The following is a 17,472-nucleotide window of genomic DNA, read 5'->3' as shown; positions in this document are numbered from 1 at the left end:
TTGGGGGAATTTTTCTTACATCAATTTTGATATTGATAATGTTTATCTTACTAAAATAAGGATTTTATTTTGATTTTACAATTAATAAGCTCTTTTATCGTTTCCTTCATAGTAATTAATAAAAGCTTCATTTACAACTCTATGACCACCAGGTGTAGGATAATCTCCGGTAAAATACCAATCTCCTAAGTTATTAGGGCAAGCCTTATGCAAGTTCTCTACAGTTTGATAAATTACCTCTACATCTGCCTTAACATCTTTTGTTTTTAGCATTTGGGCAATTTTTGCTGATATTTCTTCTGTTGTAAATGGTGCGTAAATTTCTTTTACATAATTTACAATTTCTTCATCTGCCTTAGATTGTTGCTCTTTAGATTTTTTATAAACTTCGCTTATAATATCTTCTTGATTTGTATCTTTTAATAATTCTATCGCAGCTTTAAACGCAATAAAAGCATCAATTCTGGCCATATCTATACCATAACAATCTGGGTAGCGTATTTGAGGCGCAGATGAAACAACCACTATCTTCTTAGGGCTAAGTCTATCTAATATTTTAATAATACTTTTCTTTAAAGTTGTTCCTCTTACAATACTATCATCTATAATTACAAGATTGTCTGTAGGTTTTACAACACCATAAGTAATATCATAAACATGTTCTACAAGGTCATCTCTAGAACTATCATCAGCAATAAATGTTCTTAACTTTGCATCTTTAATAGCTATTTTTTCAAAACGAGCTCTTTCAGATAAAATCTCTGTTACTTTTTGAGCAGATAACTTAGTACCACCTGCTAAGATTTTTTCTGTTTTTTGCTGATTAAGTAAATCTTCTGCAGCTTCCGTCATTCCATAGAAAGAAGTTTCTGCAGTATTTGGTATGTAAGAAAAAACAGTGTTAGAAATATCGCTATCTATCGATTTTAATATTTTAGGAAATACTAATTTACCTAGGTTTTTTCTTTCTTCATAGATTGATGCATCACTTCCTCTAGAAAAATAAATACGCTCGAAAGAACAAGCTTTGTTTTCTCTTGGTTCTAAAACTTGTTTAATAGCTGTTTTACCATTTTTCTTAATAATTAAAGCATGCCCTCTTTCTAATTCTTGTACTTTATCAATTTCGATATTAAATACTGTCTGAATTACGGGTCTTTCTGATGCTACAACTACAATCTCTTCATCTTCGAAGAAATATGTAGGTCTTATTCCGTTTGGATCTCTTAAAACAAAAGCATCTCCGTGGCCAACTAATCCTGCCATTGCATAACCACCATCCCAGTTTTTAGAAGACCTTTTTAAAACTTTTTTTATGCTTAAATTTTCTTCGATATAAGGCGAAGCATTCTTTTTATTAAAACCTTTCTTTTTTGCTTTCTGATATAATTTAGCCACTTCATCTTCTAAGAAATGACCAATTTTCTCCATAACGGTTACTGTATCTGTAAATTCTTTTGGATGTTGCCCCAACTCTATTAACTCTTCTAATAAATGTTTAGAATTAGTCATGTTAAAGTTACCTGCAACAATTAAGTTTTGATGTTTCCAATTACTTTGACGTAAAAACGGATGCACACTTTCGATACTGTTTTTACCAAAAGTACCATAACGAACATGACCTAAAAATAAGTTACCTATGTAAGGCATGTTTTCTTCTTGCCATGCTACATCATCTTTCTTATCTGGGTTTTGTTCTAAAACACCATTTAAGCGATCGTTAATTTGCCCAAAAACATCTTGTATTGGTTGCGATTTGTTAGAACGAACTCTGCTAATATATCTAGTACCAGGTTCTACATTAAATTTTACACTTGCAAAACCTGCACCATCTTGACCACGATTATGCTGCTTTTCCATTAATAAATACATTTTATTAATTCCGTAAAAAGCAGTACCGTATTTATCTTTGTAAAACTGTAATGGTTTTTTTAATCTAACAAGTGCAATTCCACATTCATGTTTAATAGCATCACTCATTTTTATAATATTTTTAGTTGTATTGTGTTGTTATTGTTGCAATTATATCAAAAAAAAATCCGCAGTTTAAACCGCGGATTTACATTAAGATAATTTTATATCAAATTGTGTTAAGTCTTTAAAAGCTTGTAAGCGCGTTTTAACTTCATCTGTTGTTAGCTCTTGCATGCGCTCTGTACCAAATTTCTCTACACAGAAAGAAGCTAAGTTAGAACCGTAAATTATCGCGTTCTTCATGTTTTCGAAAGATATATCTTCTGTTTTTGCTAGATATCCGCAGAAACCTCCTGCAAATGTATCTCCGGCACCAGTAGGATCAAAAACTTCTGCTAATGGTAATGCAGGTGCAAAAAACATTTTTCCTTCATTAAATAATAAAGCTCCGTGTTCTCCTTTTTTAATTACTACATATTTAGGTCCCATTTCGTGGATTTTCTTAGCAGCATTTACTAAAGAATATTCACCAGATAATTGGCGAGCTTCTTCATCATTAATTGTAATTACATCTACTCTTTTTAAAACAGTATGTAAATCATCTAAAGCAATATCCATCCAAAAATTCATAGTATCTAAAACTATTAGTTTTGGTTTTTCTGTCATTTGATCTAAAACAGAAGCTTGCGTTAACGGGTGTAAATTACCCAACATTACAATACCTGCATCTTTAAAAGAATCTGGTACAACTGGTGTAAACGTTTCTAATACATTTAATTCTGTTACTAAAGTATCTCTAGAATTCATATCGTTGTGATATTTACCGCTCCAGAAAAAAGTTTTACCTTCTTTATCTACTTCAATACCATCTGTATTAATTCCTTTAGAATTCATCATTTCTAAATAAGAATCAGGGAAATCTCCACCAACAACAGATACAACACCTGTTTCTACTCCAAATTGAGATGCTGCTAAACCTACAAAAGTTCCAGAGCCTCCTAAAATCTTATCTGTTTTACCAAAAGGTGTCTCGATAGCATCAAAAGCTACTGTACCAACTGCTAATAATTTACTCATTTCTTATAATTTATGCGTAATTTTGCTTTTTACAATAAAACGCTTTTTGAAAGCGCAAAAATAAGTTTTAAAAATGACTATCAAAGAAATACAAGAAGAAATTATTGATGAGTTTTCTATGTTTGATGATTGGATGGATCGTTACGAATACATAATAGAGCTTGGTAAATCTTTGCCTATGATTGAAGATACACATAAATTAGACGAAAATTTAATTAAAGGATGCCAATCTAAAGTTTGGTTATATTCTGAATTAGATGCAGATAAAATTAAGTTTACTGCAGATAGTGATGCTATTTTAACTAAAGGAATTGTGGCATTATTATTGAGGGTATTCTCGGAACAAAAACCGGCAGATATTTTAACTGCAGAAACCACTTTTATAGATCAAATAGGTTTAAAAGAACATTTAAGTCCTACGCGAGCAAACGGTTTGGTATCTATGGTTAAACAAATAAAATTGTACGCAATTGCGCAACAAACTAAATTACAGAATTAAGAAATTATATAATGACAGATAAAGAATTAGAAGAAATTGGAGATAAAATTGTAGGTGTTTTAAAAACAATTTACGATCCAGAAATACCTGTAGACATTTATGAGCTTGGTTTAATTTATGATGTTTTTGTTTCTGATGAAAATAATGCAAAAATTTTAATGACACTAACATCTCCGAACTGCCCAGTTGCAGAGAGTTTACCTGTAGAAATTGAAGATAAAGTTAAGTCTTTAAAAGAATTAAATAACTGCGAAGTAGAAATTACATTCGACCCAACTTGGACACAAGAAATGATGAGCGAAGAAGCAAAACTAGAGTTAGGAATGCTTTAATTACATATAAATTTAACAGAAAAAGCAATTATTAATAATTGCTTTTTCTGTTAATAAAACTTAAGTTTTTATTTATTTTAAACAATAAAGTAAAAATATAAATGGCAGAAGAAATTATAAATAGAGTAGCAAATAGCAAGTTAAAAACCTTTGACCTAGAAGAGATTTATCCTGAAGGAAAAAGAGTCTCATTTGATATTAAAGATTGGCTATTTGAAGAAATAATTTTAAAAGAAAAAGATTTTAGAAATGCAGTAAAAAATCATGATTGGTCTCAATACAAAAACTGTTTTGTAGCTGTTAATTGCTCTGTAGATGCAATTATACCTTCTTGGGCTTTTATGCTAATTGCTGCAGAAGCAACACCATATGCCAACAAAGTTGTTATTGGTAATTTAGAATTATTAGAAACTGTTTTATACCAAGAACTTTTAAATTTTGTCGATCTTAGAGATTATGCAGATTGCCCTGTAATAATTAAAGGTTGTGCAGAAAAACCAATACCAGATTCTGCATTTGCTTTTTTAATTGCAAAACTACAACCTATTGCCAAATCTATTATGTTTGGCGAAGCTTGTTCTACAGTACCTTTATATAAATCGAAGAAATAAATTTACACATTTATAAATCAAAAGAAATTAACATTAAAAACACTTAAAATGAGAAGACTAGCAACCCTTCTTTTATTTATTTTTATAGCAAGTAATTCTTATTCTCAAAAGAAGAAACTAGACACTTTACCTAAGCCAAAATGGAAAGTAAACGGTAGACTTGCCTTTGTTTTTAATCAATCTTCTTTTTCTAATTGGGCTTCTGGTGGCCAAAACACAGTTGCAGGAAACATCAATATAAATTACGATTTTAATTATAAGAAAAATAATGTAAACTGGGATACTCGATTATTATCTGGTTATGGTTTAAGTCATATCAGCGAAAAAGGCTACAGAAAAACAAACGATCGATTTGAACTAAATTCTTTATTAGGTATAAAAACAACAACTTATTGGTTTCTTTCTTTTATTGCCAATTTTAAAACACAATATACCAAAGGGTTCGATTATTCAAAAGAGCCTAAACTACTAGTATCAGAGTTTTTATCTCCTGCTTATTTAACTTTTGGACCAGGAATGTTATGGAAAAAATCTGATGACTTAAATTTAAACATTGCACCAGCTACAGCCAGATATACATTTGTAAACGAGTTTTTCACAAAAGATTCTGGTAAATTTGGTGTAGACGAAGGTAAAACTCTTGCTTTTGGACTAGGTTTTAACCTTTCTGGTTACTATAAATTTGCCTTGATGAAAAATATTGAAATGGAAAACATCTTAACAATGTATACAGATTATCTTGCAAATGTTGGTAATGTCGATTTAGATTATCAAACAAATTTGCGTTTTACTGTAAATAAACATATTAAAATGCACATGACTTTTCATACAATTATTGATGATAACTCATCAAGTAAAATTCAATTTAGACAGCTTTTTGGTTTAGGCATGAATTATAGCTTTCACGAAAAAGTGACTTATTAATATTTTTCTTGTCTAAAAGAATAAAAGTGTACTTTTGCACGCTTAAATTTAAAAATAGTCAACATGAAAAAATTATCAATCTTAATTTTATTGGTATTTATTAGCTTTTCTGCAAGCGCACAAACAGCAGAAGAATTAAAGAAGGAACAAGCTCCTAAAAAAGCTCAAATTGCTAAATTACAAGGAGAAGTTAATGCGATACAAGCAAAAATTGATGCTTTACCTGGTTGGAGAAAAGGTGCTTTTGGTACTATAGGTGCAAGTTTATCTGGTTTTAACAACTGGTACGCTAGAACAGCTCCTACTGCATCTGCAGGTAATATTGGTGTAACTGTAAATGGTTTTGCTAATTTAATTGAAGAAGACTTTTTCTGGAGAAACTCCGCTGCAATTAACTTAGGTTGGGTTAAGTTAGATGAAAAAGGTGTTGCCGGAGACGAAGGTTTTGATACTGCTACAGATGTATTTACAATCTCTTCTTTATACGGTAAAAGGTTAAATAAAAAATGGGCTTTATCTGCACTTGCAGAATACAGAACTACAATTATAGATAATTTTAACGATCCTGGTTATTTAGATTTTGGTGCTGGTCTTACTTGGACGCCAACAAGCAACTTAGTAGTTGTTATGCACCCAGGAAACTACAACTTTGTATTTAGTAGTGGTGAAACAGTTTTCGAATCTTCTTTAGGTGCTAAAATTGTTGCAGATTATTCTAAAAAATATGGTAAATTAAGTGTAAAATCTAATTTATCTGTTTTTCAAAGCTATAAAACTTCAGACTTATCTAACTGGACATGGACAAACTCTTTTGGTTACACTGTTTGGAAAGGAATTGGAGTTGGTTTAGAATTAGGTTTACGTAAAAACAAACAAGAAGCATTAAACAATGCATTAATAGACAATCCTGCAGAAACTTTTTCTACTGTAGACAACAAATTACAATCTTATTATTTAGTTGGTATGAGCTATGCTTTCTAAATAGAAAACAATATTTTAAAAGAAACCTCAAGAAGAAATTCTTGAGGTTTTTTTATTTTATGTAAATTAGCATCTCAAATAAATAATACATGACTTTATTAATAATTTTTGCAACAATTTCTATTTTCTTTTCTTTTTTATGCTCTATTTTAGAAGCTGTATTGTTAAGTATTACGCCAACTTTTATCAATCTTAAAAAAAGTGAAGGTGAACAATATGCTACGCAATTAGAAACTTTTAAAAAAGATGTTGATAAGCCTTTAATTGCTATTTTAACTATTAACACCATTGCACATACGGTTGGTGCAATTTTAGTAGGTGTGCAAGCAAAAGTTGCTTACGCAGAAATGTATGGTACAGATGTAAAAACAGTATTTGGCATTAAAATTACAGAAGATGTAATGGTTGGTTTAGTTTCTACTATAATGACAATTTTAATTCTAGTCGCATCAGAAATTATACCTAAAACCATTGGAGCTACTTACTGGAAACAACTTGCTAATTTTACAGCTAAAGCTTTAAACATAATGATTTTCCCGTTGAAATGGACAGGAATATTATGGATTTTACAATTAACAACAAAGTTAATTGGTGGCAAAGGTCATGGAAGCATTTTAAGCAGAGAAAGCTTTTTAGTAATGGCAGACATGGCAGAAAAAGAAGGTGTTTTTCAGAAAAATGAAAGTAAAGTTATTAGAAACTTACTTGGTTTTAAAGAAATTAAAGTAAATGATGTAATGACACCAAGATCTGTAATAGAAACCGCAGATGAAACTCAAACAATAAGCTCTTTTTATAACGATCATAAAAAATTAAGATTCTCTAGAATTCCTGTTTTTTCTGAAAACCCAGATGCAATAACAGGTTACTTTTTAAAAGATAATTTATTGGAAGCAATTATTAATGGTAAAGGTGAAGAAACTTTAGCTACTATTAAAAGAGATATTGTTGTTACAGAAAGAGAATTATCTATACCAGATTTGTTTGACAAACTAATCAAAGAGAAAGAACACATTGCACTTGTAGTAGATGAATATGGTTCTGTAAGCGGTCTTGTTTCTCAAGAAGATGTAATAGAAACTTTACTTGGTTTAGAAATTATGGATGAAAGTGATTCTGTTGCAGATTTACAAGCTTTAGCAAGAAAATCTTGGGAAAACAGAGCAAAAAGAATGGGCATTATAAAAGAAGATGATTCAAAAGAATAATCTTTAAAATGAAAGCATAAAAAAAATCCTACTGCAATACTTCGCAGTAGGATTTTTTTTATTCTTCCTCTTTATATTCGTAATATAAAAAGTCGTTATAAGGAAAACGCTGAACATGTATTTTCTTTACTTCTTCGTACGTTTTGTCTTTAAAATCATCTAAATTTTCTTTATTTAGCGCAGAAATAAATATTGATTCTACTTCTTTATCGTTCATCCAAGTTTTTTTCCAGTCTTGTAAAGTATAATGCTCTTTCCCTTTTTCTGTTTCTAAATCATCTGCATCAATTGTTTCATGCTCGTAAGCATCAATCTTATTAAACACCATTAAGGTAGGTTTATCTGCACATTTAATATCATCTAATATTGTATTAACAGATGCAATATGATCTTCAAAATTAGGATGCGAAATATCTACAACATGCAATAACAAGTCTGCTTCTCTAACCTCATCTAAAGTAGATTTAAAAGATTCTACCAATTGTGTTGGCAATTTTCTAATAAACCCAACAGTATCTGTCATTAAAAAAGGAATGTTTTTTATAACTACTTTACGAACCGTTGTATCTAAAGTTGCAAATAATTTATTTTCTGCAAAAACATCACTTTTACTAATCACGTTCATAAGTGTAGATTTACCAACATTGGTGTAACCAACTAAAGCAACTCTTACCATCTTACCACGATTCTTTCTTTGAATCGCCATTTGCTTGTCTATTGTTTTTAGACGTTTTTTTAATACGGATATTTTATCACGAATTATACGTCTATCTGTTTCAATTTCTGTTTCACCAGGTCCACGCATTCCAATACCACCTTTTTGTTTATCAAGGTGTGTCCAAAGTCTTGTTAAACGAGGTAACAAATATTCGCTTTGGGCAAGTTCTACTTGTGTTTTTGCAGAACTAGTTTGTGCTCTTTGCGCAAAAATATCTAATATTAAATTGGTTCTATCTAAAATTTTACAATCAAGAATTTTTTCGATATTTCTTAACTGTGCAGGCGATAACTCATCATCAAAAATAGCTGTACCAATTGCATTGGCATGTATAAAATCTTTAACATCTTCTAGCTTACCAGCTCCTAAAAAAGTTTTCGGATTTGGTCTTTCCATTTTTTGCACAAAGCGTTTAACAACAACACCGCCGGCAGTTTGTGTTAAAAACTCTAATTCATCTAAATATTCATCAGATTGTGTTTCGTTTTGTTGCTGTGTAATTACACCAATTAAAACTGCTTTTTCTGAAATTGCTTCTTTTGCGTCTATCATAGAATGCAAAAATACAAACAATTCTTGTCTTTTAGGCCAAAAAAAAACCTTAGCAAAAGCTAAGGTTTTATATTACTAATTCAAATTCAAAACAGAAAGTTTACAACGTTTTCTGCGCAACAAAAGTAGCTTAATAATAAAAGAACTATGTATTCTTTACATTAAGAAACCCTTTAATTTTTGTTAATTTAGTTTTGTTTTAAAAATTTTACAGGCACTCTATATGTTTTTAAAATTTCTAATTTTTCTATAGATGCTATTTGGTAGTTTAATCTTTTTTTTATGAAAGAAGTTACATTCGGTTTTTTAGAATCTACAGATACAACAATTATCTCTCCTTTTTTGTTTATAATAAAGTCTACAGTAGTTTTTATGTTTGAGTCTAGATTTCCTTTATAGTTTCCTAATAATTCGATAATTTTTTTTCTTAATTTTAAATCGATTTCTTTCACGTCGTCATTGTTGTTAGAAAACGTAGATACACTTGTCAATAATGCTACTAAAAATACAATTGCTAATTTTTTCATGATTAATTTTTTAAAAATTCTTTTTTTTTGTGTTGCTAACTTGCACTGTAAAATTAGTTTAAGAGTTCGAAAAAAATCAAAATAAAATGTTATAAAAACAACTTTTTTAAGTTAGAAATCAGTTAATTACACCGGTTTTAACACTTAAGAAATATTGCTTATATTTTATTAAAAAAAATAAAATTTAAAGTAAGTTATCACTAAAAACCACAGTTTAATATCAATACTACAATACAAATAGCTTTTAGATTTTAATTCGATAAAATCACTAGTTAATTTAATGTAAAGTCTGTAGATTATTTTGTTACTTTTACCATTAAAATATTTATATGTTTCCTTCGATTAAGTCTTCTAAACAAAGTAAAAAAATTACAACAATTGGTTTTTACAATGTAGAAAATCTGTTTGATACAGAAGACAATCCTAAAACTTTTGATGATGATTATACAAGTGACGGAAAAAGAAAATGGACATACAAAAGATATAAGATAAAAATTAAAAAATTAGGCTCTGTAATATCTCAACTAGGTTTAAACAGGTCTAAATATCCGCCTGCAATTGTTGGTTTGGTTGAAGTAGAAAACGCTAAGGTGGTTAGAGATTTAATAAATTCTTCTAACTTAAAAAAGCATCATTATGGTTTTGCACATTATGATTCTCCTGACGAAAGAGGTATTGATGTTGCCTTATTATACAATAAAAGAGTTTTTGAATTTTTAAAATCAGAAACATTCCCAGTTTTTCTAGAAGATGACGAAGGCGAAAGAGATTATACAAGAGATATTTTAAAAGTTAGCGGTAATTTACATGGCGAACTTGTACATATAATTGTAAACCATTGGTCTTCTAGAAGAGAAGGTGCAGCAGAAACAGAACACAAAAGAGTTACCGCAGCAATTACTGCTAGAAATATTATAAAAGACATTAAAGACAAACATTACGATGCAAAAATAATTGTAATGGGAGATTTTAATGACGACCCAACAAGTAAGAGTGTAAAAACCTTGGTTTCTGATGATTTTATAAATCCGATGGAAACTATTTTAGACAGAGAAAAGTTAGGTTCTTTAACCTATGATGGTAAGTGGAATTTATTCGATCAGATTATATTTTCTAAAAATTTCACAGAAAAGAAAGAAGGAAAACTTTACTTTACACACGCAGAAGTATTTAATAAAGAATGGTTAAAAATTTTTAAAGGAAAATTAAAAGGCAGCCCGTTTAGAACTTATATTGGTCCTTGGTATCAAGGCGGATTTTCAGATCATTTTCCGGTATATGCTTTTCTAAAGAAAAAAGACGAGTAACTACTCTTTACCTACATTTTTAAAGGCACTTCTTAGTTTTTCATCATTAATAATATACTTTTTATATTTTCCATCTTTATATCTAAAATAAATAAATATTGGCATAAATATAAAAGACAAGTACAAAACGCCTAACCCCATTACAACTTGGGCTTTTTCGTGTTCTGTATTAATTAAATATGCTCCTAATGCCATCCAAACTAAAAAGATAACAAACATTATTTTTAACGCTAATTTCATGTTGCAAAATTACAAAAGTTCTATCTTTAATTTCTAATTTTATTAAAAATGAAATCGATTTTAGTATTTTTACTTGGTTTATTACTTATTTCTTGCACTTCAAACAAAAATAAATTTAAAATGAATAACAAAATTGTGATTGCTCACAGAGGCGCTTCTGGTTACTTACCAGAACATACGCTAGAGTCTAAAGCTATGGCTTACGCAATGAAACCAAATTTTATAGAGCAAGATTTAGTACTTAGTAAAGATGATGTTCCTGTTGTTATTCATGATATTTATTTGGATGATGTTACAGATGTTGCAATAAAGTTTCCTCATAGAAAAAGAGAAGATAATAGGTTTTATGTAATAGATTTTACTTTTGATGAATTGCAAACTCTTAATGTTTACGAGCGTTTCAATCCAAAAACTGGTAAGCAAGTTTATAAAGACAGATTCCCTACCAAAACAGGTAACTTTAAATTACATTCTTTGCAACAAGAAATCGAATTGATACAAGGTTTAAATGCTTCTACTGGCAGTAATATCGGAATTTACCCAGAAATTAAAGCTCCTGAGTTCCATAAGCAGGAAGGTAAAAAATTAACAGAAATTGTTTTAAAAGTTCTTACTGATTATGGCTACACAACAAAAAAAGACAATTGTATTTTACAATGTTTTGATGCTAAGGAATTAGAACGAATTAGAAAAGATTTAAAGTCTGATTTATTTTTGGTGCAATTGATAGAGTTTACGGAAGAAACTAAGCAATTAAAACATTTTGCAAGTTATTCCGACGGAATTGGGCCTTGGTACAAACAAATTTTAGATAAAAAAGTTAATGGCAAATGGCAGTTTACTTCTTTAGTTTCTGATGCACATCAATTAGATTTAAAAGTGCATCCTTATACATTTAGAGCAGATGCTTTAGATGAATTTTCTACATTCGAAGAAATGATGCAAACCTTAATTTATGAAGCAAATATAGATGGTGCTTTCACAGATTTTCCTGATAAAATGGTAAACTTTATAAACTCTAATAATTAAGATGGATAAACTTGTTTATAAAATTAGTCATGCCACAAATAATTTACAGATTTATAATACTGAAAATGAGTTTGCATTTTTTTCTAGTTGGTTTTTAGAATTTGGTAAAACAACCGCAGAAATTTACAATACCGAAGAAGAAATTATTTATAAAATTACCAAGAAATTTAAATTCTGGAAATGGCGAATTTCTTATGAAATTGAAACTAAAAGAGGCAAAAAACTAGTTTTAATTTCTGGTAATAAGCAAAATTCAATTTTTAAACTTCAATTAAACGACTCTAATTTTGAGGTTAAAATTCACTATTTTGACAAAAAATCTATTTTTAAAAACGGAGTTAAAATTGCAGAAATAGACGAATCTTTTTTCTCCTCTAAAGAAAAAAACATTAGTAGTGTATTGCTTTCAAATAAAGAAGACTTAGAATTAATCTTTCTTATATTTTCTTGCTTAAAAACAGGCGAAACACATCAAAAGCCGATAATGAAATCTCAAAAAGAATGGATTTCTATAAAAGAGGAATGGTCTTCTTAAAACCACTATAGCTTTGGCAAGCTTTTTAGCCCTGATTGAAGCGGCATCCTTTTTATTATTAATTTGTGAAGCTATGAATAAATTAATAATAAAAAGATATAGCAGAAAGCAGGAAATTGCTTCTAAAAAAACTAATTAGTAACTTCTATTAATTTATTTCTATACGCGGTTAATAATTTCGATTTCGAGATAAAACCAACATATTTTTCATTTTTTACAACGGGTAAATTCCATGCGTTGCTTTCTTTAAATTTTTGCATCACTTTTTCTACCGAGTCATTATGAAAAATTATTGCTGGCGCAGATTTCATAAAATCTGAAACAAAAGTTGTTTCGTATTGTGATTGATCGAACATCATTGGTCTAACATCATCAAGTAATACAATTCCTAAAAAGCGTTTTTCGTTGTCTAAAACCGGAAAAATATTACGTTTCGATTTTGCCACTGCATTTTTTAGCATTGCGCCAAATGTAGTTTCTGGTGTAATTGGTATAAAGTTCTTTTCTATTAATGTATCTATTCGCATCATCATTAAAACATTTTTGTCTTTGTTGTGCGTAATTAATTCTCCTCGTTTTGCCAACTCTACCGTGTAAATAGAGTTAGAAATAAAGTATTTTGTAAAAGCAAAACTAATAGCGGCAACCAACATTAATGGTACAAATAAATCGTAACCACCGGTAATTTCTGCAATTAAGAAAATTGCGGTTAAAGGTGCGTGTAAAACTCCGGCCATTAAACCTGTAATACCAATTAATGTAAAATTAGATTCTGATACAGAAAAACCTAATTGATTGATAATTTTAGCTATTGCATTACCCAACACAGAACCCATAAATATTGTTGGTATGAAGATGCCTCCAACTCCGCCAGCAGCAAATGTGGTTGTCATTGCAATTGCTTTAAAAATGGCAATTATCAACAACATAAAACCTACCATATATGCGTTATTTAAATCTACATTATAAGGTATATCTTTTAAAGCATTTGCTGTATTGCCATTTAACAAACTATTTATTAAACCGTAACCTTCACCGTATAAAGGCGGAATTAAATACAACATAATTCCAATAGCAATACCGCCAATAATCAATTTTTTAAACGGACTCGAAAATCGCTCGAAAAAACGTGTTATTGCAAAATACATTTTAGAAAAATATACGGATGCTATTCCTGTAAAGAAAGCCAAAACAATATAAAAAGGAATATCTTTTACCTGAAAGACATCTACCAACTTAAACCCAAACAAAACATCTGTTCCTGCAAAAAAATAAGAGGTAATTATTGCCGAAACTGATGCTAACAATAACGGAACCAAAGATGCAAATGCTAAATCTAAACTAAAAATTTCTACGGCAAAAATAATAGCAGCTACAGGCGCTTTAAACATAGAAGACATTGCACCAGCAGTTGCACAACCAATTAACAACAATCTGGTTTTTGCATTCATATGAAATAATCTAGCAACATTAGATCCCAAAGCCGCACCAGTACTTACCGCAGGCCCTTGTAAACCTGCAGAACCACCAAAACCAACTGTTAACGGTGCTGTTATTAAAGAAGCAAACATTTTGTAACGTTCTATAATTCCGTTTTTCTTAGAAATAGAATGCAATGTTGTAGATATACCGTGCCCAATTTCTTTTTTAATAATAAACTTTTTAATAGAGTACACTAAAAACAAACCAATTATAGGAAAGATGAAGTACAACGAATAATGGTAATCTTTTATTAAATTTCCTTCTAATAAATCTTCTATTACAAAGGTTAAATACTTTAATATGAAAGTTCCAACACCTGCTAAAAAACCCACAAAAACACTTAAAACATAAATAAACTGTCTTTCAGAAATATATTTATATCTCCAAATTAAAACCTTTTTAAGTATTTTATATTTGTTCGGCATTTAGTTTTTAATAGATAAAAAATCTGTACCTAAATAAGTATTGTCTTTATTAAAATACCAAGCTCTAGCTTTTGGCATTTTAATATTATTTACAATTTCTAAATTAGAAAGTATAATGTATTCACCATCATTTTTGGTCTCATCTTTAAAAAATTGATACACTTGCATTGCATACGTTTCAGGATCAAAATAAAAGTACCAAGTATCTTTACCTACTTCTTTACTGTAAGTTGCTTTTAACACCAAATAGTCTTTTCCTTTAAAAGTTTTCTTTGCTACTTTTTGATCGATAATTGTACCATTATCTTTTAATTTCATTGGCAAACCGTACAAATAAGTGTAATAGTTTTTCATGAATTTTGCACGTTCGCAATTTAAACTGTATTTCTTTTTTTGTGCTTCGGATGGATTTGTATTACCATTAATAGCAAAACTGCAATCTGTTTTATGCACTGCATATTCTGTAATAATTGTATCTCTTGCAGCTTTTAAAAAAAAGTATTGTTCTGGCAAATTAATTCTGATTCTACTTTTTCTAGGACTTCGTTTTGGGGTTTCCATCGTTACAAAAAATTCTCCAGAAAAGGTAGACCAATTACCACTTGGATCGTGAAAATTAATTGCTTTCTCCAAAAGTTCATCACCAGTAATTTCTTGAGAAAATAGTGTTATCGATACTAAAAGTAAAAAAATTGTAGCTAAGTTTTTCATAACTTAAAAGTAATAAAAAATCCCGCAAAAGCGGGATTTCCAATTTTATTCTTTATCTTGAATATTTAATTTCAAACTTAATTCTGTTAGTTGCTCATCGTCTATAAAAGCCGGTGCATCTATCATTACATCTCGACCAGAATTATTTTTTGGAAACGCAATAAAATCTCTAATCGTTTCTTGTCCGCCTAAAATAGCAACCAATCTATCCAAACCAAAAGCCAAACCTCCGTGAGGTGGCGCTCCGTATTCAAAAGCATCCATTAAGAAACCAAACTGTGCTTTCGCTTCTTCCTCAGAAAAACCTAAATGCTTTAACATAGTCGCTTGAATTTGCTTATCGTGAATTCTAATTGAACCTCCACCAATTTCGTTTCCGTTTAAAACTAAATCATACGCATTTGCTTTTACTTCTCCTGGTTTAGAATCTAACAACTCTAATTGCCCTGGTTTTGGCGAAGTAAATGGATGGTGCATTGCGTGGTAATGCCCAGTTTCTTCATCTAATTCTAATAATGGAAAATCGATTACCCAAAGTGGCGCAAATACTTTAGGATCTCTTAATCCTAAACGTTCTGCTAACTCCATTCTTAAAGCAGACATTTGTGCTCTTACTTTGTTTGTTTCTCCAGACAATACACATACTAAATCACCTGGTTTTGCACCTGTAATTTCTGCCCATTTTGCTAAATCTTCTTGATCATAGAATTTATCTACAGAAGATTTAAATGTTCCGTCTTCGTTTACACGTGCGTAAATCATACCTAAAGCACCAACTTGCGGACGCTTTACCCACTTTATAATATTATCTATTTCTTTTCTTGTATATGCGTTTCCGCCAGGAACTGCAATACCAATTACCAATTCTGCAGAATTAAAAACACCAAAATCTTTGTGTTGTGTAATAGCGTTTAACTCGCCAAACTCCATACCAAAACGAATATCTGGTTTGTCGTTTCCATACAAACGCATTGCATCATCATACAACATTCTTGGAAATTTATCTACCTCTACATTATTTACTTCTTTTAGTAAATGACGTGTTAATCCTTCAAAAATATTTAAAATATCTTCTTGTTCTACAAACGCCATTTCACAATCTATTTGTGTAAATTCTGGTTGTCTGTCTGCACGTAAATCTTCGTCTCTAAAACATTTTACAATCTGAAAATATTTATCCATTCCACCAACCATCAACAATTGTTTAAATGTCTGCGGCGATTGTGGTAATGCATAAAATTGTCCTTCATTCATTCTAGAAGGTACAACAAAATCTCTTGCGCCTTCTGGCGTAGATTTTATTAAATATGGCGTTTCAACTTCTATAAATTCTTGATCAGACAAGTATTTACGAACTTCCATTGCTACTTTATGACGAAAAATTAAACTGTCTTTAACCGGGTTTCTTCGAATGTCTAAGTATCTATATTTCATTCGGATGTCTTCTCCTCCATCCGTTTTATCTTCAATTGTAAATGGTGGTAATTTTGCTTCGTTTAAAATTTCTAATTTAGAAACCAAAACTTCTACCTCACCAGTTGGTATGTTTGTATTTTTAGATTCACGTTCTATTACCGTTCCTGTAACTTGTATTACAAATTCTCTACCTAAAGATTTTGCCTTATCCATCATTTCTTTTGGCGTGCGCTCTTCATCAAAAATAAGCTGAGTAATTCCGTATCTATCACGTAAATCTACCCAAACCATAAATCCTTTATCACGTGATTTTTGTACCCAACCCGCTAAGGTTACCTCTGTATTTATATGCGATGCTCTTAACTCGCCACAAGAATTACTTCTATACATTATTTCTAAAAATTTAAGATGCAAAATTAAACAATTTCCTATTAATATTGGTTTTTTGGGCGTTCATTTCTTATCAGAAATGGCCCGCTTTTCGCACTCGCTTTTTTCGTACCTCAAAAGAGCTCAAACAAATGCTACAATCGGTAACGCAAAATCCGTCTTATTCTTTGTAAATTTGCTTTATGAGCGTAATAAATATTCAAGAAAAATTTAACTTGTTTCAAGACTTATGGTCTCCAAAAAAAGTTGGTCAATTAAACGGACAACAAGTATTATTGGCAAAATTAAAAGGCGAATTTGTTTTTCATAAACACGACAATGAAGACGAACTTTTTCTAGTTATAAAAGGAACTCTAGACATCGAATTACGAGATAAAACAGTAACTTTAAACCAAGGAGAATTTTATATTGTACCTAAAGGTGTAGAACACAAACCTATTGCAAAAGAAGAAGTACATGTTGTTTTATTTGAACCTTTAAACATAAAACACACCGGAGATGTTATTGCAGATATTACTGTAGAAACGTATGAGTCTATTTAACAATAAACTGTTATTAGTTTTTCTTTTTGATTACTGATAATTAAGAAACGAT

Annotated in this window: 18 protein-coding genes; 10 read left to right on the top strand and 8 right to left on the bottom strand. The window is 30.1% G+C overall.

Features of this window, described 5'->3' with window-relative positions; genetic code table 11:
- Nucleotides 1-81: 81 nt before the first annotated feature.
- Both B5464_RS08615 and B5464_RS08610 read right to left on the bottom strand, forming a co-directional pair.
- Nucleotides 82-1,980, bottom strand: coding sequence for an amidophosphoribosyltransferase (locus tag B5464_RS08615; RefSeq protein WP_079738037.1), 1,899 nt, complete (start codon nucleotides 1,978-1,980; stop codon nucleotides 82-84).
- An 84-nt stretch (nucleotides 1,981-2,064) separates the two neighbouring features.
- A complete protein-coding gene (locus tag B5464_RS08610) occupies nucleotides 2,065-2,991 on the bottom strand; it encodes a PfkB family carbohydrate kinase (protein WP_079738036.1) in 927 nt (308 codons plus the stop codon).
- A gap of 73 nt (nucleotides 2,992-3,064) precedes the next feature.
- Between B5464_RS08610 and B5464_RS08605 the strand changes: the two genes are divergently transcribed.
- The 6 genes from B5464_RS08605 to B5464_RS08580 all read left to right on the top strand — a co-directional run bounded on the left by B5464_RS08605 (nucleotide 3,065) and on the right by B5464_RS08580 (nucleotide 7,546).
- Nucleotides 3,065-3,490: a SufE family protein gene (locus B5464_RS08605; protein ID WP_079738035.1), complete on the top strand. Its 426-nt coding sequence runs from the start codon at nucleotides 3,065-3,067 to the stop codon at nucleotides 3,488-3,490.
- An 11-nt stretch (nucleotides 3,491-3,501) separates the two neighbouring features.
- Nucleotides 3,502-3,822 (top strand): DUF59 domain-containing protein, encoded by a 321-nt coding sequence (locus tag B5464_RS08600; RefSeq protein ID WP_077810979.1) that lies wholly within the window; start codon nucleotides 3,502-3,504, stop codon nucleotides 3,820-3,822.
- A 101-nt stretch (nucleotides 3,823-3,923) separates the two neighbouring features.
- Nucleotides 3,924-4,433: a DUF2480 family protein gene (locus B5464_RS08595; RefSeq protein WP_079738034.1), complete on the top strand. Its 510-nt coding sequence runs from the start codon at nucleotides 3,924-3,926 to the stop codon at nucleotides 4,431-4,433.
- Between the two features lie 48 nt (nucleotides 4,434-4,481).
- Nucleotides 4,482-5,357 (top strand): DUF3078 domain-containing protein, encoded by an 876-nt coding sequence (locus tag B5464_RS08590; RefSeq protein WP_079738033.1) that lies wholly within the window; start codon nucleotides 4,482-4,484, stop codon nucleotides 5,355-5,357.
- 63 nt (nucleotides 5,358-5,420) lie between these two features.
- Nucleotides 5,421-6,338, top strand: a complete 918-nt coding sequence (locus B5464_RS08585; protein WP_077810976.1) for a DUF3078 domain-containing protein — start codon at nucleotides 5,421-5,423, stop codon at nucleotides 6,336-6,338.
- Between the two features lie 89 nt (nucleotides 6,339-6,427).
- Nucleotides 6,428-7,546 carry a CNNM domain-containing protein gene (locus tag B5464_RS08580; RefSeq protein WP_079738032.1) on the top strand — a complete coding sequence of 373 codons (1,119 nt, stop codon included), beginning with the start codon at nucleotides 6,428-6,430 and terminating at the stop codon, nucleotides 7,544-7,546.
- 58 nt (nucleotides 7,547-7,604) lie between these two features.
- On the opposite strand, the gene hflX is transcribed toward B5464_RS08580, so the two are convergent.
- Together hflX and B5464_RS08570 are read right to left on the bottom strand one after the other, a co-directional pair.
- Entirely contained in the window at nucleotides 7,605-8,816 is a 1,212-nt protein-coding gene (gene hflX / locus B5464_RS08575) for a GTPase HflX (protein WP_079738031.1), read from the bottom strand.
- Between the two features lie 188 nt (nucleotides 8,817-9,004).
- Entirely contained in the window at nucleotides 9,005-9,343 is a 339-nt protein-coding gene (locus B5464_RS08570; protein WP_079738030.1) for a hypothetical protein, read from the bottom strand.
- A 329-nt stretch (nucleotides 9,344-9,672) separates the two neighbouring features.
- On the opposite strand from B5464_RS08570, the gene B5464_RS08565 reads away from it, so the two are divergent.
- Nucleotides 9,673-10,650 carry an endonuclease gene (locus B5464_RS08565; RefSeq protein ID WP_079738029.1) on the top strand — a complete coding sequence of 326 codons (978 nt, stop codon included), beginning with the start codon at nucleotides 9,673-9,675 and terminating at the stop codon, nucleotides 10,648-10,650.
- On the opposite strand, the gene B5464_RS08560 is transcribed toward B5464_RS08565, so the two are convergent.
- Complete coding sequence (locus tag B5464_RS08560) at nucleotides 10,651-10,890, bottom strand: hypothetical protein (RefSeq protein ID WP_079738028.1); 240 nt, start codon at nucleotides 10,888-10,890, stop codon at nucleotides 10,651-10,653.
- Between the two features lie 48 nt (nucleotides 10,891-10,938).
- On the opposite strand from B5464_RS08560, the gene glpQ reads away from it, so the two are divergent.
- Both glpQ and B5464_RS08550 read left to right on the top strand, forming a co-directional pair.
- Nucleotides 10,939-11,919 (top strand): glycerophosphodiester phosphodiesterase, encoded by a 981-nt coding sequence (gene glpQ, locus B5464_RS08555; protein WP_079738027.1) that lies wholly within the window; start codon nucleotides 10,939-10,941, stop codon nucleotides 11,917-11,919.
- 1 nt (nucleotide 11,920) lies between these two features.
- Entirely contained in the window at nucleotides 11,921-12,454 is a 534-nt protein-coding gene (locus B5464_RS08550; RefSeq protein ID WP_079738026.1) for a hypothetical protein, read from the top strand.
- Between the two features lie 131 nt (nucleotides 12,455-12,585).
- On the opposite strand, the gene B5464_RS08545 is transcribed toward B5464_RS08550, so the two are convergent.
- From B5464_RS08545 to aspS, 3 genes are read right to left on the bottom strand one after another with little or no spacing between them, the layout of a single operon-like run.
- Nucleotides 12,586-14,361 carry a chloride channel protein gene (locus B5464_RS08545; protein WP_079738025.1) on the bottom strand — a complete coding sequence of 592 codons (1,776 nt, stop codon included), beginning with the start codon at nucleotides 14,359-14,361 and terminating at the stop codon, nucleotides 12,586-12,588.
- Nucleotides 14,362-15,072 (bottom strand): DUF6503 family protein, encoded by a 711-nt coding sequence (locus B5464_RS08540; RefSeq protein ID WP_079738024.1) that lies wholly within the window; start codon nucleotides 15,070-15,072, stop codon nucleotides 14,362-14,364.
- A 45-nt stretch (nucleotides 15,073-15,117) separates the two neighbouring features.
- Nucleotides 15,118-16,878, bottom strand: coding sequence for an aspartate--tRNA ligase (gene aspS, locus B5464_RS08535; protein WP_079738022.1), 1,761 nt, complete (start codon nucleotides 16,876-16,878; stop codon nucleotides 15,118-15,120).
- A 182-nt stretch (nucleotides 16,879-17,060) separates the two neighbouring features.
- Here aspS and B5464_RS08530 point away from each other — a divergent pair, with 182 nt between their 5' ends.
- Nucleotides 17,061-17,420, top strand: coding sequence for a cupin domain-containing protein (locus tag B5464_RS08530; protein ID WP_079738021.1), 360 nt, complete (start codon nucleotides 17,061-17,063; stop codon nucleotides 17,418-17,420).
- Nucleotides 17,421-17,472: the final 52 nt, after the last annotated feature.

The sequence above is a fragment of the Polaribacter sp. KT 15 genome (genome assembly GCF_900143115.1).
In the GTDB taxonomy this organism is placed as follows: domain Bacteria; phylum Bacteroidota; class Bacteroidia; order Flavobacteriales; family Flavobacteriaceae; genus Polaribacter; species Polaribacter marinaquae.
This window is presented reverse-complemented; position numbering and strand designations above follow the sequence as displayed.